Here is an 18,974-nt window from a genome sequence, read left to right as displayed (position 1 = left end):
CACGGCCCGGTTCCCGATCGTCCGGCCCCGTTCGGCCGAGGGCCCGGAGTTCGTCGGCGCACTCTCGGCAGCAGCAGCGGCAACGGCAACGGCTCGGAGCCCGGCGGTCGGGCTCCGGGCCCCCGGCCCCGGGGGCGCTACTCTGACCTGCCGGCGATCCCGATGATCACCGGACGGTGCCTGAGCCGACGGGCGCGGCCGGGCGCGGGGCGTACTGAAGGGGGTTTCGGCGTGAGCAAGGTCGAGGAGTTCGAGGAGCTGCGGCCGCTGCTGTTCTCGATCGCCTACCGGATTCTGGGCAGCGTGGCCGAGGCCGAGGACGCGGTGCAGGAGACCTGGCTGCGCTTCGACGGCTCGTCGACCCGCCCCACGTCGACCAGGGCTTTCCTGGCGACCGCGGTGACCCGGATCTCGATCGATGTGCTGCGTTCCGCGCGGGTGCGGCGGGAGGAGTACGTCGGGCCGTGGTTTCCCGAGCCGCTGCTGAGCGATCCGTATCAGGATCCGGCACGGGCGGTGGAGCTGGCCGACTCGGTGTCGATGGCGGCGCTGTTGCTGCTGGAGCGGCTCAGCCCGCTGGAGCGGGCGGTGTTCGTGCTGCGGGAGGTGTTCGCCTTCGGTTTCGACGAGGTCGCCGCGGCGGTGGGGCGTTCGGAGGCGGCGTGCCGGCAGCTGCTGGTGCGGGCACGGCGTCATATGGCGGCCGGGCGGCCGCGGTTCGCGGCGGACCGGCTGGAGCAGCAGGAACTGGCGACGCGGTTCTTCGACGCGCTGAAGAACGGCGATGTGGGCGAGCTGCAGAGCCTGCTGGCCGCCGACGTGCAACTGGCCGGGGACGGCGGCGGCAAGGCCCCGCAGCTGGCCAAGGCCATCATGGGCGCGGAGAACGTGGCCCGGGTGCTGGGCACGGTCTTCCCTTTGATGAGCCGGATCGACGTGACCTGCGAGCCGCACGAGGTCAACGGTCAGCCCGGCGCCGTCCTCCGCGACCGGGACGGAAGGGTGCTCCACGCCCTGGCCCTCGACGTGCTCGACGGGCGGATCCAGACCATCCGCGCGGTGCTCAATCCCGACAAGCTCGGCCACATCGGGCCGGTCGCGGATGCCTGGGCGATCGACCGCGAGGTGAAGCAGGCCCGCCGGCAGCGGAGCTGACCGGGGACTGTCCGCCGGGGTCCCGGCAACGGGCTCCGGTGCTGATCAGGCGGACGGTGACGCTGGGTAAGGTACGCGGGTGACTACACCTCAGCCCTCGCCCCAGGAATTCGGCGGCGCGCCTGGATACGGCGTGCCTGGTGGCGCCCCGTACGCCGGGCCGCCGGCCGGGCCGCCGCCCCACATACCGGGGCCCCCGGTGCCAGGCGCGGGCACCTACGTCCAGCCCGGTCCCTATGGGGCCCCGCAGGCGCCGTACGGAGCGCCGCCGCAGGCCCCGTACGGCTACCAGGGTCCCGGCATGCCCCCGCCGGTTCCGCCCAAGAGCAACGCCGGGAAGACGTGGGGCATCGTCGGGGCGATCGCGGGCGTGGTCGTGATCGGGGGCATCGCGTCGGCGGTGGCCCTCAGTGGGGGCGGCGGTGGCGGGGGCGGCACGGGTGGCACGGCCGGGCCCAAGTACCGGGTCACGGTGCCGCGGACACTGGCCGACGGCTCCTACACCCTCTCCAAGGACATCTCCCAACAGGCCGGCACTTCCGTGCCGCATGACGGGACGAACGAGCACGGCATCACCGCCGTGGGCGGGCAGTACGGCAGCGGCACCAAGTCACTGGTGATGGTGGGGCTCTACGGGACGATCGACAACCCGCGGACGACCGTCGAGCACGCGATCCGCGGAATGAAGGACGACGCGCAGACCGATGTCGCGGTGCCGGAGAAGGAGTTCACGCCCAGTGCCGGCGGCGGCCCGCTGACCTGCGGGGTGGACGTGCGTCAGGAGGCGGGGCAGAAGATCACGATGGCGTTCTGCGTCTGGGCGGATGCCAGTACCAGTGTGAACGTCGCCCAGACCGACACCGCCGACCTGTCGAAGGATCCCCGGTCGGTGGACCTCCAGGAGTTCGCCGACACCGCCGGCAAGATCCGCCGCGAGGTCACCAAGCCGTTGGACACCGCCTCCGCTTGAGCCCTGGGGGACGCCGCGCGCCCGATGCCTGGCGGACCGGGCGCGCCGGAACCCGTCAGGCCGATTCCGTGGCGCTGGGCCGCGGTTCGGGGGTGCGGGCCTCGGCGGTTGCGGGCTCTCGGGCGCCGTTGGTCGCGGAATCGCGGGCGCCGGTGCGGATGGCACCGGCCCCGGCGATCACGACGAAGAGCACGCCGGCCGCGGACGTCAGGCCCGGTGTCTGGCCGAGCACCAGCAGGCCGATCAGCAGCGCGATCGCGGGTTCCAGGCTCATCAGCGTGCCGAAGGCGGCCGTGGTCAGCCGGCGCAGGGCGAGGAATTCGAGGGCGAACGGCAGCACCGGGCTCACCCCGGCCAGCACCAGCATGATCCCGAGCGCCTGCCAGGTCACATGGCTCCACAGCGTGGGCGCGGCGATCAGGGTGCCCAGCAGACCGGCCACCGGCATCGAGACGGCCAGACCGCCGAGGCCGGTGACCCGGTCGCCGACGCGCTGGGTCAGCAGGATGTAGACGGCCCAGCAGCCCGCGGCGGCCAGCGCGCAGGCCAGGCCCACCGCGTCCAGCCCACCGTGCCAGGGCTCGGTCAGCAGCAGCACGCCGAGCGCGGCCAGGGCCGTCCACAGCTTCCGTCCGCCACCCGGGCCGTAGAGGGACACGGCCAGCGGGCCGAGGAACTCCAGTGCGCTCGCGGTACCCAGCGGCAGATGCGCGACGGCGAGCATGAAGAACAGCATCATGCCGGCGGTCGCCGCGCCCAGCACGGTGCAGGCGAGCAGGTCCTGCCGGGTGAAGGCGCGCAGACGGGGCCGTATGAGGACCAGCATGAGCAGCCCGCCCCAGGCCAGCCGCAGCCCCGCCGTGCCCAGCGCGCCGAGCTGCCCGAACAGCGGCACGGCCAGCGCCAGCCCCAACTGGACCGAGAACATCGACGCGACCGCCATGAGGAAGCCGGTCTCGGCGCCGCCGAGGCGCAGTCGGCCACCGGTGGCCGTGCGGAGGGTGGACAGGGAGCGGCCCCGTGGTTGCTTGGGCTCGAACGCACTCATGGGGGTCAGTAGATGCCTTGGGCATCGTTCGTGTCCACGTGCCGATCATGGACATTCCGTTCGGGAATTCCGAACAATGAGGGAATGGAAACCCGCCGTCTGCAACTCCTGGTCGAACTCTCCCGGCTGGGGTCGATGCGCGCGGTCGCCGAGGCGACGGGCACCACCACCTCCACCGTCTCCCAGCAGATCGCCGTCCTCGCCCGCGAGATGGGCGCCGCTCTGATCGAACCGCACGGCCGACGGGTGCGTCTCACCCCTGCCGGCCGCCGCCTGGCCGAGCACGCCGTGACCATCCTCGGCGCCGTCGAGGCCGCCCACCTCGATCTCGCCCCCGACGCGGAACCCAACGGCACCCTGCGCACCGCCGGGTTCGCCACCGCCATCCGCGCCCACCTGCTCCCCCTGGTCACCGAACTGGCCACCAGCCATCCGGGGGTGCACCTCCTGATCCGCGAGCACGAGCCCGCCGAGGCCCTGGAACTGCTGGCGGCCGACGAGACGGACCTGGCGCTCACCTACGACTACAACCTCGCGCCGGCCAGCTTCGAACCCGCGGTGCGCGCCACCGCGCTGTGGACCGCCCCCTGGGGCCTGGGCGTCCCCGCCCGGGACGCTGCCGACGGCGGGACGACAGTCGAGGTCTTCGCCCGTTTCGCCACCCATGACTGGATCGTCAACTCCCGCAACACGGCGGACGAAACCGTCATCCGCACGCTCGCCTCCACGGCGGGCTTCACCCCACGGATCACCCACCGCGCCGACAACCTCGATCTGGTGCAAGGCATGATCACCGCGGGCCTCGGCGTGGGTCTGCTGCCGACGGCCCTCGGCACCGTCCCCGACGTCCGGCTGATCCCGCTGACCGCGCCCGACGTCGTCCTGCGCGCCTATGCCGTGGCCCGCCACGGCCGCCTGAACTGGCCCCCGCTCGCTTTGATCACCGATCTCCTCACCGAACGCTCGACCCGACCGGATACCGGCGCCCCACCGGGCGGACGGGTCAAGCCGGCGGACCGGCCCTAGGGTCTGTCCGATGGGTCAGGGTCGGACAGACCCCGGGGTCGGGCTCGCGACCTCCCGTCCGTCCCCCACCGCTGGCGCCGCTCCCCGTCCGTAGCCCTCACCCCGCCGCGGTGTCCCACCGGTCGAGCTGGGCGCGCAGACGGTCCTGGGTGGTGAAGAGGTGCCCGCGCATGCCGGTTGCCTCGGCGGCCCGGACGTTCTCCCGGCGGTCGTCGACGAAGAGGATCCGGTGCGGCGGTTCGGACAGGGCCCGCTGGCACCAGTGGTAGGCGGCGGGTTCGGGCTTGGCGTGGCCGAGGCGGCAGGAGAAGGCGCGCACGGCGAAGTGGTCGAGCCAGGCATGGTGGTTCTCGTAGTGGCGCGCCAGTTCCTCGGGGATGTTGGAAAGCAGGCCGATCCGGCGGCCCCGCCGCGCCAGCTCCTCGATCAGGGTGATCATGGTGGCATCGACGGCGCTCCAACTCTCGACGTCGGCGGCGATCAGCGCGGCGATCCGCCGCTCGTCGAAGCGGACACCGAGGCGGTCGGCCAGTCGCCGCCAGTAGCCGGGCCCGTCGATCTCGCCGCGGTCGTAGGGCGGGCGCAACGCCCAGTAGGCGTCCCAGAAGTCCGCTGCCGGCACCCCGGCCGCCCGGATCAGGCACTGCCGGCCGTCGGCGGACTGCTGTCGTGCGAGAACGCCGAACAGGTCGAAGAGCACGGTCCCGGTCGCCATCGGTCACACCGTCCTGACGGTCACGCCGGCCGCGGTCAACCGCTCCGTGCGGTCGTCCGGGGCGGTGTCCGTGACGACCGCGTGCAGGGCGTCGACCGGTGCGACATGGGCGAGGGCGGTGCGGGAGAGCTTGCCGGCTTCGGCGACGGCGATGACGCGGCGGGCGCAGCCGAGGGCGGTGCGCTTGATCGCGGCGTCGTCCAGGTCGTAGGCGGTCAGGCCGTCCTCGGCGGTGAGTCCGCAGCAGCCGAGCACGGCGGTGTCGAAGCGCAGGGCGGTCAGTGACGCCTCGGTCAGGGGGCCGGTCAGCGCGAGTTCGCCCGGCCGGGGCCGGCCGCCCGGAACGAGCAGGGTCAAGTGCGGGCCGTCGGCCAGGGCGTTGACGGCGTGCAGGGACAGCGGCATGACGGTCACCCGGCGGTGGGCCAGCGCACGGGCCACTTCCAGGCAGGTGGTCCCGCTGTCGAGGACGACCGACTCGCCGTCGGCGATCAGCCCGGCGACCTCGGCGGCGATCCGCCGCTTGGCCTCCAGTCCCTCCTGGGCGCGCAGCGCGAACGGGGGTTCCACACCGCGCAGCAGCAAGCTCCTGGCTCCCCCGCGATAGCGCTCGATGACCCCCTGGGCGGCCAGTGCCTCCAGGTCGCGGCGGATGGTCATCTCCGAGGCGCCGGTCAGCTCAGCCAGTTCGGCGACGCCGATGCGCCCCGCCTCACGTACGGCCTCGGTGATCCGCCTCAGTCGTTCTGTCCCAGCCATAACCCCATTGAACATCTTCAATGTTCGTATGGCAAGCTTTCGCACATTGCATTTGTTCGCTACGTTCGAAGTATGGAGACATCGAAACAATCGGAGACGCGGCCGGAGATACAGCCGGAGACTCAGCCGGCATCCCGACCGGAGGCCCAGCCAGAGGCCCGGCCCGACACAACACTCCGGACGACGCCCCGGACACCTCCCGGGGCACCGTCTACGACCCGGCTGCGGGCCGCGCGGATGGCCACCTTCGCCTACTTCGCCCTCAACGGCTTCCTGATGGGCATGTGGATCGTCCACATCCCCGGCGTCGAGCACCGGGCGGGGATCAGCCATGCCGTCCTCGGCTGGCTTCTGCTGCTGCTCGGCGCGGGTGCCTTCGTCGGCATGCAGGTCGTCGGGCCGCTCACCGACCGCTTCGGCGCCCGCACGGTCGTCCCGCTCAGCGCGGCACTGTGCAGCCTGACGCTGTTCCTGCCCGGACTGGCCGCGCACACCTGGACATTGGGGGCGGCTCTGCTGTTGCTCGGGGTCGGCAACGGCTGCCTGGACGTCAGCATGAACGCCCACGCCGTCCAGGTGGAACGCGGCTACCGACGCCCCGTCATGTCCGCCTTCCATGCGACCTTCTCCATCGGTGGCGTGCTGGCCTCCCTGGTGGGCGCCCGCGCACTCGCCCTGAACTGGAGCCCCGCGGCGACCCTCGGCGCGGCGACCCTCCTGGGCCTGGCCGTCGCCGCCCTGGCCGCCCCGGCGCTCCTGCCGTCCACCGGATCGCCCGGCCCTGCCCCCGACCCCGACTCCGGCACCCCGGATGCCGCCACCACCCCACGGGCCCGGCGCACCACCCCCCGGCACATCTGGATCCTGGCCGGACTCGCCTTGATGATCATGCTGTGCGAGGGCGTGGCCAACGACTGGAGCGCGCTCCATCTGCGCACCGTCCTGGACGCGCCCGCCGCCACCGCCGCCCTCGCCTACGGGGCCTTCGCCACCACCATGACCCTCGGCCGCCTCCTGGCCGACCGGGCGGCCGACCGCCTCGGCCCGGTGCTCATCCTGCGCTACGGCGCCGCCACGGCCGCCGTCGGCCTGACCGCGGCGGCCCTCTCCCCATGGATCCCCCTGGCCCTGGCCGGTTGGGCGGTGTTCGGCGCCGGCCTGTCCGGCTGTGTCCCCCAACTCTTCAGCGCCGCCGGCCACCTCGACCCCGACAACGCCGGGGCCAACGTCTCCCGGGTCGCCGGCCTCGGCTACCTCGGCATGCTCGCCGGCCCCGCCGTCATAGGCCCCTTGACCCACCTCATACCGCTCAACCTCACGCTCTTCCTGCCCGTGGCGTTCTGCGTCGTGGCCACCATCAGCGCAGGAGTCCTACACCCCCAACCCCCCTCGCCCGCCCCGCGCGAGACCGAACCGGCGGCCTGACGGACCACAACCCCATGGGAGATCACCGCTGTCGACGAGAGGAGGTAACGCCCCCCGATTTCCCGAACCGCACCGCGGACAGGCGGTTACGATCAAGGTCCGTCGGTCACCGCCCGTCGATCATCATGCGTCGGTCGCCGTCCGTCGATCACCATTCACCGATCACCACTCACCGATCACCACTCATCGGTCACCGCTCGTCGGTCACCGTTCGTCGATCATCAGTCCAGGGGGCCGGAACCGTGCGCAACGCCGTAGTGACAACCGAGGGCGACCGAATCCGTTGGGTCGAACTTCCCGGTCAGGAACCCGCCCGCGTCTACTTGCACGGCCTGGGCGCCACCTCGCCCGCCTACTTCGCGGAGATCGCGAGCCACCCCCTGCTGACCGGTCACCGTTCACTGCTGATCGACCTGCTCGGTCACGGCATCAGCGACCGCCCCACGGACTTCGACTACACCCTTGAGGCACACGCGGACGCCCTCGCCAACGCGCTGACCGCGGCGGGGGTCACCGGTGCGCAGCTGATCGCCCACAGCATGGGCGGTTCGGTGGCCATCGTCCTCGCCGCCCGACACCCGCACCTGGTCTCCCGCCTGGTCCTGGTGGACGCCAACCTGGACCCCATCCCGCCCCGGCCCGCCGCCGGCGGCAGCAGCGGCATCGCCAACTACTCCGAGCAGGAATTCCTCGACGGCGGCTGGCAGGAGGTCCGCGACCGGGTCGGCCCGCACTGGTGGTCCACCATGCGCCTGACCGGCCGCGAGGCCCTGCACCGCAGCGCGGTCCACCTCACCCGCGGCACCGTTCCCACCATGCGTGAACTCCTGCTGCAACTGCGGATCCCGCGCGCCTACCTCCTGCCGGAGGCCGACGGCCCGCTGCCCGGCGCCGACGCGCTCGCCGAGGCGGGGGTGGCCGTGGTCCCCATCCCGGACTGCGGACACAACATCATGCTGGACAACCCGGACGCCTTCGCCCGTGCCACCACGGCCGCGCTGGCCGCACCGGAGCACGGACGGCAACTGGCCTGACGCCCTGACATCCTGACGCACCTCAGTCGCGTCCGTCCTTCGTGCGCCCGCCCCTCCGCCAGATCAGGGCCATGCCCGTCGCCAATACGCCGAGGGCCGCCAACACGATGGCGATCTTGATGACGCGATCCAGCAGCAGGTGCTGAAGGAGTTCGGACGATCCCGCCGCGAGGCCGGTCATCGCCAGCCACCCCGGCGCCGCGGCCGGGACGCTCCGCGCTGCCGGCCCTCTTCCAGCCGCCGGGCGGCGGCACGCAACCCGGCCCGCATCGCGGGGTCGGCGTACCGGCGCACATCGTCGAGCCTGCCCCGGCGCTTGAGGGCCAGGGCGACAGCGAAGACCAGCAGCGCCAGCACCACCAGACCGCCCACGATCACCCCGAACCTGACCAGCATGAAATTGAGGTACGTCTCCACGAGGAACCCTCCACCCGTTCTGTCACACCTGTGATAAATCCCTTCGCTTCCGTTGTATCACAGGCGTGATAGAAAGGCTCCATGCCCAAGCACGTGGATCCGGAGGCCCGCCGTCGCCTCGTCGTCGACGCACTGTTCCGCGTCGTCGTCCGCGACGGCCTCCAGCGCACCTCGCTGCGCGCCGTCGCGGCCGAAGCAGAACTCAACATCGGCTCCCTGCGGCACTACTTCGCCAGTCAGCACGACCTGATGCACTTCGCGATGCAGTCGATGCTCGACCGGGTCAGCGACAGACTGCTCGACCACATCGACCGGATCGGCGACCTGAGCCGCTACCCCCGCACCGAACAACTCCGGCTCACCGTGGAGCTCCTGGCGGAGTTCCTCCCTCTCGACGAGAGCCGCCACGCCGAGGTCACCGTCTTCCTCGACTTCAACACCGCTACCCGCACCGACCCGGCCTTCCGCGACCTGTCCCGTCAGACCGCGGAAGGCACCAGGCACCTGGTACACCGCGTGCTCAGTCGACTCGACGCATCGGGCACCCTGCGCCCCGACCTCGACCTCACCATCGAAACCGAACGACTGACGGCACTCCTGGACGGACTCGGCCTCAGCACCGTCCTCCACCCCGACCTCCTCACCCCACAGGCATGCCTGGACGTGCTGGTCACACACCTGGGCAACCTGTCACTGCCCACCGAGGCCCCGACAAGGGGACGATAAGCACCCCGCAGGGAGCGGGACTTCCGCGACTGCCGGCATCTACCGCACCTACGTGCGCCTACGACACCTGCTCAACGCACGGAATGCACGGAATGCACGGAATGTAGGGAGTGCAGGAAGTGCAGGTAACGGACGGAACGCGCGGACGGACGGGCGTGGGGGGGGAACGCATGGGACCCGCGGCACTTGCAGGCCCCTCGGTGCTGGCGGCACTTGCGGATCTTCCCTCCAGGGATTACTCCTGGGGGATCCGAAATGCGAGTGAGGAGAGTTGATGCAGCACCTCGTCCGGCCTGAGGGCGCGCCGCCGGTCAACAACTACAGCCATGCGGTGGCGTTCACCGGCCCGATGGTCGTGGTCTCCGGACAGGTCCCCGTGGACAGCGCCGGCCAAGTGGTCGGCGAAGGGGACCCCGAAGCCCAGATACACCAGATCTACGCGAACCTCACCACGGCCCTCAAGGCAGCCGGCTCGGACCTCGACCACATCGTCAAGCTGACGGTGTATCTGACCGATCTGGCGGATCTGGACACGTTCCGCCGGGTCCGGGACGAGTACCAGGATGCCGCGCGCCCGCCGGCATGTTCGTTGGTCAAGGTCGCCGGACTGGTCAATCCGGCATTCCGTGCCGAGGTCGAGGCATGGGCAGTGGTCCCGACCGCGTCCTGAGCACGCGCCCGTCCGGCGTGCGCGGATGCACGCCGGCGCGGGCCCGCGGACACCGCCCGGTCCCGGTCCCGGTCCCGGTCCCGGTACGGGTCCCTGTAGGGCCAAGGGAACGAGTACAGGCACGGGTACGAGTACAGGTACGGGACGATTACAGGTACAGGTACAGGTACGGAACGGGTACGGGTGTGGGTACGGGTAGGAGTGCAGCTACAGGCACCGGATGCGTCAGGGCGCGGCCCGCAGGCGGTCGAGGACCCCGTCCAGTCCGCTACTGACCGTGTGCGGGTCGCCGAGGTCCAACCCGTGGGTGACCTCGTACCAGGGCCCCAAGCGATGCCAGAGCAGGGCGCGTTGGCGGAGTTGAGGGGTGACGGGATAGGTGGCCGCGAGGGCTTCGGCGAACGCGGGTGGCGTGGCGTGCAGCGCCCAGGCAAGGTCGATGGCGGGGTCACCGATGTGGACGTCACCGAAGTCGATGACGCCGGTGAGGTCGCCGTCTCGGGCCAGGACGTGTTCGGGACCGAGGTCGCCGTGGACGAGGGTGTGGGCCGGCAGTGCAGTCACCTCAGCGAGCAGGGCGGCGGCCGGGGCGCACCGGTCGGCGGGGAGCAACGGCAGGACACGGGAGGTGAACTCCCCTACCCACGCGACGCGTTCGCCGCTTACCCGTGATGCGGACGGCACTCCGCGCCGTTCCGCTTCCGCCGTATCGGCGGCGTGCAGGACGCGGAGGAAGTCTCCCAGTCGGCGCCCCTGCGCGGCGGTCGGTGCCGCGAGCGGTTCGCCTGGGACAAGGGCATGCCGGACGACCAGCGGCTCGTCGGTCACGACGGCAGGCACCGGGACGGGCAGCGGCAGCTGCGGAGCGAGCCACGGCATCAGTCCCGTCTCCATGACCAGTTGCCCGGCGACCTCCGGACGGCGGGGACGACGCTCCACCCACCGGCCGGCGACCAGGCGCGCCTCGCTGTCCCATCCGTCGGAAAAAGTCGTGATCGCGGAGTCGCTGGACATGACGCCACGGTAGATCACCTACGGGCGGCCCACCCGGGATTTTTCGGCAGTCCGCTGCCTCCGCCGACGTATGGCCGCCGACACAGGGCCGGCCGGGCCAGCCGACCACGGTGGCCCGGCCATGCACCAGCCCCCTCCATGCAGGAGGCCAGCCGGCCAGCCACCAGGTCGCACAACTCCCCATGCCGGACCGCTGCTTGGTGGGGTGCACCACACCTCGTCAGGTGGGGACTCCTGGAGTGGAATGACTGGGGCTGGCTGGATTCTCCCCCGCGTGGCGGCTCCGTAGCGTCACCGCCATGACGAATCTCCCGGCGACAAATCTCCCAGCAGCGCGGGAACCCGTACGGCGGCGGCGCGGGCCGGTGGTCTACCTGGTGATCGCCAATCTGGGTATGTGGATCGCGATGTCGCCGCTGCTGCTCAGCGGGTTCCGGCGCGGGAGTGCGCGAGAGGAGACCAGTACCCTGGCGGAGGTCTGCATCGCGGCGGCGATGTTCGCGCCGGCGCTCGCCGCGATCTTCGTGACCCGCCTGGTCGAGCCGGGCGGTCGGGTGCGGGACGCACTGGCCCTGCAGTGGCCCAGACCCTGGGGACGTGGCGTACGAGCCTGCCTGATGGGTCTCGCCGTGCCTGCCGGTCTGACCGCCGCCGCACTCGTCATCGGCACCGCCGCGGGGGCCTACCCGCTGGGTGAACTGCACTGGGGCACGCTGGGCGGATGGGCAGGCGGAATGCTGGTGCAGATCGTGGTGTCACTACCACTGTTCTTCGGCGAGGAACTGGGTTGGCAGGGCTACCTGTTCCCCCGCCTGGCCCGGGTCGGCGGCGGTACGCACCTGCTGCGCGCGTACCTCCTCACCGGTTGCGCCTTCGCGCTCTGGCACCTGCCCACACTGCTCATGGGCGGGCAGTACCCCGGCCGGCCGTGGTATGTCTCGGTGCCCGCGATGCTGGTGAGCTGCACGCTCATCCTGCCGGTCTTCACCTGGCTGCGACTGCGCTCTGGCTCGGTACTTCCCGCCGTGCTCGCGCACGCCTTCGTCAGCTCGGCGAGTGTCGGCATGGTCAGGGAATTCGCCGACCCGACCGCCACATTGGACCCGCTGCACATGGGACTCACCGGTTGGCCCGGCTGGATCGCGTCGGGCGCGCTGGGCACTTTCCTCGCCCTCACCGGCCGACTCCGCACCCCACCCCACGCCCCAACCTCCGGCTCCGTCCCCACGGGCCAACCCGTCGCAAAAGGCGCATGACGGGGGCGACCGACGACGACGGGGTGCAGGGTGCGGGGTGCGGCAACCTCGAATGGGCGGGCCAGTCAACCCTGGCACTCTCCGCCTCACCGCCCCCGCACAGTCAGCATCCCGGCCCGGGAACACCCGACGATGCCGCCGGCCGCAGGACCTGCGTGGCGAAGTCGTCGGCCGAGCGCGGTGGCCGGCCGAGCACGCGCTGGAGGCCCTCGCCCAGGCCCGCCACACCCTCACGGCGATAGTTCGTGTACAGGTCGTGCAGTCCGTCGATGGTCCGTGGGGAGACTCCGCACTCCGCCAACCCGGCGCGCCAGGCATCGTCCAGTGGTACGTCGACGTGCCGCACCGGCACACCGAGCGCGTTCCCGAAGGAGGCGGCGAGCTCGGCCAGGGTCAGTGCCGCGGGGCCGCTGATCTCGATCGCGCCGCCCACCGGCCGGTCCGCGAGGAGTTCGGCGACCGCGACGTCGGCGATGTCACGTACGTCCACATAGCCCCGGGCACCGGGCCCGGCCGGATCGGCGAACGTGCCCCGCGCGATGGCGGGTGCCGCGGGCAGGAAGTTCTGGAGGAAGCGGTCGGGTTGAAGGACCGTCAGCTCCGCGATGCCGGCGTCGCGCAGACGGTCGGTGATGACGTCGTGGTTGCCGGTGACGGCGTCGGGGGCGATGCCGGAGCCGAAACTCCGGGCGCCGAGTTTGACGATCCGCCGTACGCCGGCTTCGACGGCGGCCACACCGAGGGCGGTCTCCGCTGCGATCTGGTCCTCAGCGAAGGGGTGCGCGAGGAAGAGCCGGTCCACACCCTCGACCGCGCGCCGCACGTCCTCGGGGTTGGCTGCGTCCCCGTGGAAGACCTCCCCGCGCACCGCTCCTTCCAGTGCCTGGGCGGTCGCCGCCGAACGCACCAGAAAGCGCACGTCGCTCCGGTCTCGCAACGCCTCGGTCACATGGCGGCCCACCACCCCCCGCGGCGTGGTCACCAACACGGTCACAGTCTCGGACTCGGGCACGGGCACAGTGTCGGTCCCGGGCTGAATCGTATGTGCAGTCATCGACGCTTTCTCCCTCTACAGCGACAGCAATCAGCAATGGAAAGGGGATTCGGAACCGTGGATGTCGGCGGCTGCGTGCGCCGGAGGCCGTGACCGTGGTGGCGCGGAGAAGTGGGGTCGCGCGCTACAACGTCTGTCCGAGCACGGTGACGAACTGGGCGATGCGCTGCTCGTCGCGCTTGTAGTGGGTCCACTTGCCCACCCGCGTCGCCCGCACCAACCCCGCTCGCTGGAGTTCGGCCATGTACGCCGACACCGTTGACTGGGCGAGTCCCGCCTTGGCCTGGATGTGGCTCACACAGACCCCGACTTCGAGCGGGTCGGCGATGGTCTCCATACCTGCGAAGTTGCGGAGGGGATCCCGCAACCACAGCAGCATCTGCAGGCGCATCGGATTCGCCAGCGCCCGCAACGCGTCGACCACATCGGGATCCGGTGTGGTCGCGTTTGCAGTCGCCGTGTCCGTCATGCCCCCAGGGTACAGCTCAATACCGACGTTTCGAAGAATCCCGATTTGGCATGCCTGGCTCAGGCGGCACCGCTCCGCGGCAGCAGGGCTTCGCCGAGCCTGCGCAAGTGCGGCATCGCGGACCGACCCGGCTCGACCCCGATCACCTGCACCCCGACGTGGTCCGCACCCGCCGCGACATGACCGTTCAGCTTCTCGACGATGGTGTCCAGGTCGCCCCAGAACACGAAATCGTCGACGAGCCGGTCACTGCCGCCGTTGGCGATCTCCTCCTCCGCGTAGCCGAGCCGGCGGAACTTCGCGACGTTGTACGGCGTGGAAAGGTACCCGTGCAGGTGCTCCCGGGCGACGGCGCGGGCCGTGGCAGGGTCGGACTCGAACAGGACCGCATGCTCCACCCCGAGGAACGCGTCCGGCCCGAGGATCTCCCGCGCCTGTGCGGTGTGGGCCACGTTGACGTGGTAGGTGTGGGCACCGGCCGAACGCTCGCGCGCCAACTCCAACATCCTGGGCCCGTACGCGGCCAGGACGCGGTGCATCGGGGCGTGCGGCGCGGGGTTGGACGGCGCGAGTGCGTCCAGTTCGTCGAGGTACTCGATCATCGCCGTCACGGGCTTGCCCCCTGGCCGCGGCTCGCCACCGAACCCCAGGCCGAGTACGTGCCTGTGGGGATAGGCGTCGGCGAGGAGGAGACTGGCGCCGTACGTGGAGCGGGCCCCGCGCGACCAGATTCGGGCAATGCCGTTGATGACGTGCATCCGCTCGGTGGCGGAGAGCAGGAAGCCGGCGTGTGTGAGTGCCTCGCGCCCGCCGACCTCAGGGATCCAGATGGCCCGCCATCCCTGTTCCTCCAGTTCCTGGATCGACTCGCGCAGCTGCACGGCCGGTTGGTGCTCGAAGTCGAAGGTGTAGATCCCGAACGCGCCGAGATCCAGGCCGTCAATACCACCCATCGCACAGCTCCTCACGCACATCACCGGTGCCCACCATCGATCAAACAGGCACAGATCGAACTATCGCAGAATGACGATACGTGCCGCAAGTCGTCTCGTCGTGACACCGGATGGCCTGGAGCCGACAGCTGATAGCCCCCATAGCTGATAACCGATAACTGACAGGGGATTTCAGGCTCGGCGCGTAGCGCTTCAGCCCAGCGTGCCGTCGTGGATGTTGCCTGGGGTGATGCGGGCGTTGACTGCGGACCGCCCGGCTTCCGCCTGATGGGCGCCCGGCGTGTGGCCGAAGGCACGACGGAAGACGTCGATGAAGGCACTGGCGGACGACCAACCGCACAGGTGGGCCACGGTGGTGACCGGGGTGTTCTCCGCCAACAGCACCAGGGCGTGGTACAGGCGCAGTTGGGTCCGCCACTGCGGGAAGGTCATGCCGAGCTCGGACTTGAAGAGGCGGGAGAGGGTGCGATCGCTGGCACCGATCTCCCTGCCCAGGGCAGCCAGGGTGCGGTTGTCGGCCCGATCGGCGCGCAGCAGCGCACAGAGCGCCTGGAGCCGGGGCGAGGTGGGGGCGGGCAGGTGCACGGGCTGCTGCGGCGAGGCGCGCAGTTGGTCGAGCAGGACGGCGCGGAGGCGTGCGCGTTCGGGGCCTTCGTCGTGCGGTGCGCGGGTGTAGGCGAGGATCAGCTCGCGCAGCAAGGGGCTGACGGTCAGCACGGTGGGCTCGTCCAGGCCGAGCGGGTTGTCGGTGGCGGGCAGGCCCACCAGGTGCAGTTCGAGGGTGCCGTGGGCCTGGTGGGCGTGCGCACGGCCGGCCGGCACCCAGATGGCGCGGTTGGCCGGCGCGACCCAGGTCCCGGCGTCCGTGGTGATGGCGAGCACTCCGCGGGCGGCATAGACGATCTGGTGGTCGTCATGGCGGTGGGCGTCGATGCCCGCACCGGGAGACAGCCACTGGGCGCGGGTCGGTGCGATCGGCTCGTGACGGATTTTCGTCATCGATTGGCACTTTATCGGAAGTGCGACACGAGGGCCCGCGGCGAGCATGGCGCTGTGTCAAGGAAACGGAACCAGTCATCGAGGAACGCATCACGCGGCACCGCAACAGGCGGGCACGCGTCGGCGCGGCACAAGTCGATCCTCCTCCTGTCGATCGGGCATGCCTGTGTGGACGTCTATCAGGGTGCGGTGGCGTCGCTCGTCCCGTTCTTCGTCGCCGAGCGTGCCTACACCTACGCCACCGCCTCCGGGATCGTCCTCGCCGCCGCACTCCTGTCCTCGGTCGCCCAACCGCTGTTCGGCGCCCTCACCGACCGCCGGGCACTGCCCTGGCTACTGCCCGTCAGCACAGTGTTGGGCGGACTGGGGATCGCGCTCAGCGGCCTCACCGGTTCCTATCCGCTGACGTTGGCGTTCGTGGCGGTTTCCGGGGTCGGGGTGGCCGCCTACCACCCCGAGTCGGCCCGCGTCGCCCGGCTCGCCAGCCGGGGCAGTCACTCCGCGATGGGCTGGTTCTCGCTGGGCGGCAACCTCGGCTTCGCCGCGGCACCCGTCCTGGTCACCGCGGTCATCGCGACCGGCGGCCTGCGCCAGTCACCCCTGCTACTGATACCGGCCCTGGCCGGCAGCGTGCTGTGCCTGCCCGCCCTGCGCCTGCTGAGCCGGACAACGACCAGGGCGCCGCAGAACGATCCCCGGACCGCCCCCCAGTCCGACCCACCTGCCCCTGCCCCTTCCCCGGGCCCTCGCTCCGGTCCGGCCCCCAGCTCCATCACTGACGAAGCAGACGGAGCGGACGAAGGCCCCTGGAGGGTCGGCGACGACAAGACCTCCTTCGTCAAACTGTCCCTGGCAGTGGCATGCCGGTCCATCGTCTTCATCGGCCTGAGCACGTTCCTCGCGTTCCACGTCCGGCAGCGCACCGGAGGCGGTCCGGCTACGGGCACGGTGGCGTTGTGCGTGCTCTACCTCGGTGGGGCGGTGGGCACCGTGCTGGGCGGCAGCCTCGCCAACCGCTGGGACCGGGTCACCGTCGTCCGCAGGTCCTACCTGCTCTCCGTCGCCGCAGTGGCAGGCGTCGTCTACGTTCCCGGCCCGGCGATCTATGCGTTCGTGGCACTGGCCTCCGCCGGCCTGTACGTTCCGTTCTCGCTCCAAGTCACGCTCGGTCAGGACTATCTCCCCTCGCGGATGGGCACGGCCAGCGGGATCACCCTCGGCCTGGCCGTCAGCATCGGCGGACTCGCCAGTCCGCTCCTCGGCAGCCTGGCGGACGCCACTTCCCTTCGTACGGCGCTGTCCCCGCTGATCCTGATGCCCGTGGTGAGCTGGCTGCTGTTCCGGACGCTGCCCGAGCCGGCCCCGCCGCAGACACTGTCCTCCGCACCACCGACAACGAAGACGAAGGAAACAAAGAGAGAAACAAAGAAGGAAACAACGAAGCAGGCAACGAAGGCGAAGGAGACGACGAACTCGGCCGGGTCGACGTCCACTTGACTCGCGGAAGCCCAAGGCCGGGAAGTTAGCGTTTTCGCAGGTCACGCAAGGGGGAGTGAGGGGTTTCTGGCGTAGAGCAACGGAGCTCGTCGGGTCAGGGAGCCGACCAAGACTTCCGGGGGCGCCGTCGCCCGCCTGCCCGGAGGCTGGCACCGAGTGAGGGGCTGAATCCCGGAGATGCATATCTTGATCGGCTAGACGTAGTCCTAGACAGCCGAATCTTCCCAGTCCGGATGGCATCTCCGTTTTCATGTCCGGGCGCTGGACGCCTGTTGGGCAGTGCATCCGCGCTGGGGATGACCGTCCCGTAGCGGCCGGTCCGGGCCCACAGCAGCCCGGACCGGCCGTCAGGCGTCCTCACTCCGCACGCAGGTGCTCCAACGCGAAGGCGACGGCGTCGGCGACGGCCTTGTCCGCAGCGGGGAGATGGCTGACGAGGAGATGCCAGACGTGCCCCATCTCCGGGGCGACGTCCAGGCGCGTGGGCACGGAGTCCTCCGCCAGCTTGGCGGCGAGCCGGAGGGCGTCGCTGAGCATCACCTCGTGCCCCCCGATCTGGATCAGTACCGGCGGCAGACCGCGGGTGTCGGCGAAAACCGGTGAGGCCAGCGGGCCGTTCGCCGGAGCCCGACCCAGGACGATTCCCGCGGCGCGGCGCAGCCCCTCCCGGCCGACGGACGGGTCGACACCGTCGAGGGAGAACATCGTGGCCCCGGTGTGTTCCAGGTTGGCCCAGGGCGAGATGGCGATCGAGGCCGCCGGCATCGGAAGGCCCTGATCGCGGGCCGCGACCAGGGTGCTGACCGCCAGCGCGCCACCGGCCGAGTCACCGGCGAGCACCACGTCCTCCGGCTCCACTCCCTGCTCCAGCAACCAGCGGTAGGCCGTCACCGCATCCTCGACCGCGGCCGGGAAGGGCGCCTCGGGCGCCAACCGGTAGTCCGGCACCAGTGCGTGCGCGCGCAGGCGCCGGGCGAGGTGGCCGACCAGCCCGCGGTATCCCTGCGGGTCGCCCGCGATGTACGCGCCCCCATGGAGGTAGACCAGATACCGGCCGTCAACCGCACCTGCCGTGATCACGCGCTCGGCGGCCACGCCGCCGGCGTCCACGGCATCGAACGCCACCCCGTCCGGCGCGGGAAGGGTGTCCTGGAAGAACTTCCGGTAGGCAAGCCTGGCGTCCTCAAGGGAGTCGGGCGCTTCCCCCGCAGCCGCGTCGATGACGGCGCCACTGCGGGTCGCCCACTCCTCGTAGAAATCGGAAACCTCTATCGAGACCACAACGGTCCTCCTCGTGAACAGGTGGACAGCGGCTTCGTGCCGACTGCCGACGAGCAGTGCCGAGTCTCAAACACTCACATCAATGTGAAGGTCAAACGGAGGCACGCACCTGACGCAGTAGGTTCGCTCCCATGCGAATCGGAGAGCTGGCGGACCGTACCGACACCACCCGGCGCCTGTTGCGCTACTACGAGGAGCAGCAGCTGCTCACCCCCGAACGCTCCGCCAACGGCTACCGCGAATACCACGAAGGACACGTGGACCGCGTACTGCAGATCCGCGGACTGCTCGACGCCGGACTGCCCACCCGGATCATCCGCCAGATCCTCCCCTGCCTCGACAAGCCGCGGACCATCTACTTCCCCGACGTGACCCCCGAGATGATCGACACCCTGGAACACGAACACGCGCAGCTGACCCGGCGGATCGCATGCCTGACCCGAAACAGAGACGCCATAGACGACTATCTGCGCCGCGTACGCGGGAGTGTCCAATAGACGGCTCTG

At 70.7% G+C, this 18,974-nt stretch carries 21 protein-coding genes; 10 read left to right on the top strand and 11 right to left on the bottom strand.

Annotation, left to right across the window (positions count from 1 at the left end):
- The first annotated feature begins 231 nt into the window (after positions 1 to 231).
- Positions 232 to 1,155 carry an RNA polymerase sigma-70 factor gene (locus SNOUR_RS37520; RefSeq protein WP_067356121.1) on the top strand — a complete coding sequence of 308 codons (924 nt, stop codon included), beginning with the start codon at positions 232 to 234 and terminating at the stop codon, positions 1,153 to 1,155.
- 79 nt (positions 1,156 to 1,234) lie between these two features.
- Positions 1,235 to 2,125: a hypothetical protein gene (locus tag SNOUR_RS37515; RefSeq protein WP_159426002.1), complete on the top strand. Its 891-nt coding sequence runs from the start codon at positions 1,235 to 1,237 to the stop codon at positions 2,123 to 2,125.
- A gap of 55 nt (positions 2,126 to 2,180) precedes the next feature.
- Here the strand turns inward: SNOUR_RS37515 and SNOUR_RS37510 are convergent, their stop codons facing one another.
- Positions 2,181 to 3,173: an EamA family transporter gene (locus tag SNOUR_RS37510; protein ID WP_312635117.1), complete on the bottom strand. Its 993-nt coding sequence runs from the start codon at positions 3,171 to 3,173 to the stop codon at positions 2,181 to 2,183.
- An 84-nt stretch (positions 3,174 to 3,257) separates the two neighbouring features.
- On the opposite strand from SNOUR_RS37510, the gene SNOUR_RS37505 reads away from it, so the two are divergent.
- Positions 3,258 to 4,199 carry a LysR family transcriptional regulator gene (locus tag SNOUR_RS37505; RefSeq protein WP_067356116.1) on the top strand — a complete coding sequence of 314 codons (942 nt, stop codon included), beginning with the start codon at positions 3,258 to 3,260 and terminating at the stop codon, positions 4,197 to 4,199.
- A gap of 97 nt (positions 4,200 to 4,296) precedes the next feature.
- Here SNOUR_RS37505 and SNOUR_RS37500 read toward each other — a convergent pair whose 3' ends face one another.
- Together SNOUR_RS37500 and SNOUR_RS37495 are read right to left on the bottom strand one after the other, a co-directional pair.
- Positions 4,297 to 4,914: an HAD family hydrolase gene (locus tag SNOUR_RS37500; RefSeq protein WP_067356114.1), complete on the bottom strand. Its 618-nt coding sequence runs from the start codon at positions 4,912 to 4,914 to the stop codon at positions 4,297 to 4,299.
- A gap of 3 nt (positions 4,915 to 4,917) precedes the next feature.
- Complete coding sequence (locus tag SNOUR_RS37495; protein ID WP_067356111.1) at positions 4,918 to 5,673, bottom strand: DeoR/GlpR family DNA-binding transcription regulator; 756 nt, start codon at positions 5,671 to 5,673, stop codon at positions 4,918 to 4,920.
- Positions 5,674 to 5,910: 237 nt separating this feature from the next.
- On the opposite strand from SNOUR_RS37495, the gene SNOUR_RS37490 reads away from it, so the two are divergent.
- Positions 5,911 to 7,098: an MFS transporter gene (locus tag SNOUR_RS37490; RefSeq protein WP_067356108.1), complete on the top strand. Its 1,188-nt coding sequence runs from the start codon at positions 5,911 to 5,913 to the stop codon at positions 7,096 to 7,098.
- A 242-nt stretch (positions 7,099 to 7,340) separates the two neighbouring features.
- A complete protein-coding gene (locus SNOUR_RS37485; RefSeq protein ID WP_067356105.1) occupies positions 7,341 to 8,132 on the top strand; it encodes an alpha/beta fold hydrolase in 792 nt (263 codons plus the stop codon).
- Positions 8,133 to 8,154: 22 nt separating this feature from the next.
- Here the strand turns inward: SNOUR_RS37485 and SNOUR_RS47355 are convergent, their stop codons facing one another.
- Both SNOUR_RS47355 and SNOUR_RS37480 read right to left on the bottom strand, forming a co-directional pair.
- The gene (locus SNOUR_RS47355) at positions 8,155 to 8,313 is read right to left on the bottom strand and encodes a hypothetical protein (protein WP_167739078.1); all 159 of its coding nucleotides are present in this window, start codon (positions 8,311 to 8,313) and stop codon (positions 8,155 to 8,157) included.
- On the bottom strand, positions 8,310 to 8,549 hold the full coding sequence (locus SNOUR_RS37480) for a hypothetical protein (RefSeq protein ID WP_067356103.1): 240 nt from the start codon (positions 8,547 to 8,549) through the stop codon (positions 8,310 to 8,312). The genes SNOUR_RS47355 and SNOUR_RS37480 overlap by 4 nt, the downstream gene beginning before the upstream one ends.
- Positions 8,550 to 8,630: 81 nt before the next feature.
- Here SNOUR_RS37480 and SNOUR_RS37475 point away from each other — a divergent pair, with 81 nt between their 5' ends.
- Together SNOUR_RS37475 and SNOUR_RS37470 are read left to right on the top strand one after the other, a co-directional pair.
- A complete protein-coding gene (locus SNOUR_RS37475; RefSeq protein WP_067356100.1) occupies positions 8,631 to 9,275 on the top strand; it encodes a TetR/AcrR family transcriptional regulator in 645 nt (214 codons plus the stop codon).
- 274 nt (positions 9,276 to 9,549) lie between these two features.
- Positions 9,550 to 9,945, top strand: a complete 396-nt coding sequence (locus SNOUR_RS37470; RefSeq protein WP_376738564.1) for a RidA family protein — start codon at positions 9,550 to 9,552, stop codon at positions 9,943 to 9,945.
- 225 nt (positions 9,946 to 10,170) lie between these two features.
- On the opposite strand, the gene SNOUR_RS37465 is transcribed toward SNOUR_RS37470, so the two are convergent.
- Complete coding sequence (locus SNOUR_RS37465) at positions 10,171 to 10,959, bottom strand: phosphotransferase (protein ID WP_067359117.1); 789 nt, start codon at positions 10,957 to 10,959, stop codon at positions 10,171 to 10,173.
- Between the two features lie 299 nt (positions 10,960 to 11,258).
- Between SNOUR_RS37465 and SNOUR_RS37460 the strand changes: the two genes are divergently transcribed.
- A complete protein-coding gene (locus SNOUR_RS37460; protein WP_079143137.1) occupies positions 11,259 to 12,215 on the top strand; it encodes a CPBP family glutamic-type intramembrane protease in 957 nt (318 codons plus the stop codon).
- Between the two features lie 103 nt (positions 12,216 to 12,318).
- Here the strand turns inward: SNOUR_RS37460 and SNOUR_RS37455 are convergent, their stop codons facing one another.
- The 4 genes from SNOUR_RS37455 to SNOUR_RS37440 form a co-directional block, all read right to left on the bottom strand.
- A complete protein-coding gene (locus tag SNOUR_RS37455) occupies positions 12,319 to 13,227 on the bottom strand; it encodes an NmrA family NAD(P)-binding protein (RefSeq protein WP_312635107.1) in 909 nt (302 codons plus the stop codon).
- 166 nt (positions 13,228 to 13,393) lie between these two features.
- Positions 13,394 to 13,738 (bottom strand): ArsR/SmtB family transcription factor, encoded by a 345-nt coding sequence (locus tag SNOUR_RS37450; protein WP_067356093.1) that lies wholly within the window; start codon positions 13,736 to 13,738, stop codon positions 13,394 to 13,396.
- 59 nt (positions 13,739 to 13,797) lie between these two features.
- Complete coding sequence (locus SNOUR_RS37445; protein WP_067356091.1) at positions 13,798 to 14,691, bottom strand: TIGR03620 family F420-dependent LLM class oxidoreductase; 894 nt, start codon at positions 14,689 to 14,691, stop codon at positions 13,798 to 13,800.
- 192 nt (positions 14,692 to 14,883) lie between these two features.
- Positions 14,884 to 15,690: an AraC family transcriptional regulator gene (locus SNOUR_RS37440; protein WP_067356089.1), complete on the bottom strand. Its 807-nt coding sequence runs from the start codon at positions 15,688 to 15,690 to the stop codon at positions 14,884 to 14,886.
- Between the two features lie 168 nt (positions 15,691 to 15,858).
- Between SNOUR_RS37440 and SNOUR_RS37435 the strand changes: the two genes are divergently transcribed.
- On the top strand, positions 15,859 to 17,187 hold the full coding sequence (locus tag SNOUR_RS37435) for an MFS transporter (protein WP_312635103.1): 1,329 nt from the start codon (positions 15,859 to 15,861) through the stop codon (positions 17,185 to 17,187).
- Positions 17,188 to 17,544: 357 nt separating this feature from the next.
- Here SNOUR_RS37435 and SNOUR_RS37430 read toward each other — a convergent pair whose 3' ends face one another.
- Positions 17,545 to 18,468, bottom strand: coding sequence for an alpha/beta hydrolase (locus SNOUR_RS37430; RefSeq protein ID WP_179954863.1), 924 nt, complete (start codon positions 18,466 to 18,468; stop codon positions 17,545 to 17,547).
- A gap of 131 nt (positions 18,469 to 18,599) precedes the next feature.
- On the opposite strand from SNOUR_RS37430, the gene SNOUR_RS37425 reads away from it, so the two are divergent.
- The gene (locus tag SNOUR_RS37425) at positions 18,600 to 18,965 is read left to right on the top strand and encodes a MerR family transcriptional regulator (protein ID WP_067356086.1); all 366 of its coding nucleotides are present in this window, start codon (positions 18,600 to 18,602) and stop codon (positions 18,963 to 18,965) included.
- The last annotated feature ends 9 nt before the right edge of the window (positions 18,966 to 18,974 follow it).

The organism is Streptomyces noursei ATCC 11455 (genome assembly GCF_001704275.1).
Classification (GTDB): domain Bacteria; phylum Actinomycetota; class Actinomycetes; order Streptomycetales; family Streptomycetaceae; genus Streptomyces; species Streptomyces noursei.
This window is presented reverse-complemented; position numbering and strand designations above follow the sequence as displayed.

What these genes read in the sequence shown, in the direction of transcription:
- SNOUR_RS37445 (WP_067356091.1), bottom strand. Translation starts at nt 14,691, where the DNA reads ATGGGTGGTATTGACGGCCTGGATCTCGGCGCGTTCGGGATCTACACC.
- SNOUR_RS37505 (WP_067356116.1), top strand. Translation starts at nt 3,258, where the DNA reads ATGGAAACCCGCCGTCTGCAACTCCTGGTCGAACTCTCCCGGCTGGGG.
- SNOUR_RS47355 (WP_167739078.1), bottom strand. Translation starts at nt 8,313, where the DNA reads ATGACCGGCCTCGCGGCGGGATCGTCCGAACTCCTTCAGCACCTGCTG.
- SNOUR_RS37475 (WP_067356100.1), top strand. Translation starts at nt 8,631, where the DNA reads ATGCCCAAGCACGTGGATCCGGAGGCCCGCCGTCGCCTCGTCGTCGAC.
- SNOUR_RS37510 (WP_312635117.1), bottom strand. Translation starts at nt 3,173, where the DNA reads ATGAGTGCGTTCGAGCCCAAGCAACCACGGGGCCGCTCCCTGTCCACC.
- SNOUR_RS37465 (WP_067359117.1), bottom strand. Translation starts at nt 10,959, where the DNA reads ATGTCCAGCGACTCCGCGATCACGACTTTTTCCGACGGATGGGACAGC.
- SNOUR_RS37490 (WP_067356108.1), top strand. Translation starts at nt 5,911, where the DNA reads ATGGCCACCTTCGCCTACTTCGCCCTCAACGGCTTCCTGATGGGCATG.
- SNOUR_RS37495 (WP_067356111.1), bottom strand. Translation starts at nt 5,673, where the DNA reads ATGGCTGGGACAGAACGACTGAGGCGGATCACCGAGGCCGTACGTGAG.
- SNOUR_RS37470 (WP_376738564.1), top strand. Translation starts at nt 9,550, where the DNA reads ATGCAGCACCTCGTCCGGCCTGAGGGCGCGCCGCCGGTCAACAACTAC.
- SNOUR_RS37425 (WP_067356086.1), top strand. Translation starts at nt 18,600, where the DNA reads ATGCGAATCGGAGAGCTGGCGGACCGTACCGACACCACCCGGCGCCTG.
- SNOUR_RS37500 (WP_067356114.1), bottom strand. Translation starts at nt 4,914, where the DNA reads ATGGCGACCGGGACCGTGCTCTTCGACCTGTTCGGCGTTCTCGCACGA.
- SNOUR_RS37460 (WP_079143137.1), top strand. Translation starts at nt 11,259, where the DNA reads ATGACGAATCTCCCGGCGACAAATCTCCCAGCAGCGCGGGAACCCGTA.
- SNOUR_RS37440 (WP_067356089.1), bottom strand. Translation starts at nt 15,690, where the DNA reads ATGACGAAAATCCGTCACGAGCCGATCGCACCGACCCGCGCCCAGTGG.
- SNOUR_RS37450 (WP_067356093.1), bottom strand. Translation starts at nt 13,738, where the DNA reads ATGACGGACACGGCGACTGCAAACGCGACCACACCGGATCCCGATGTG.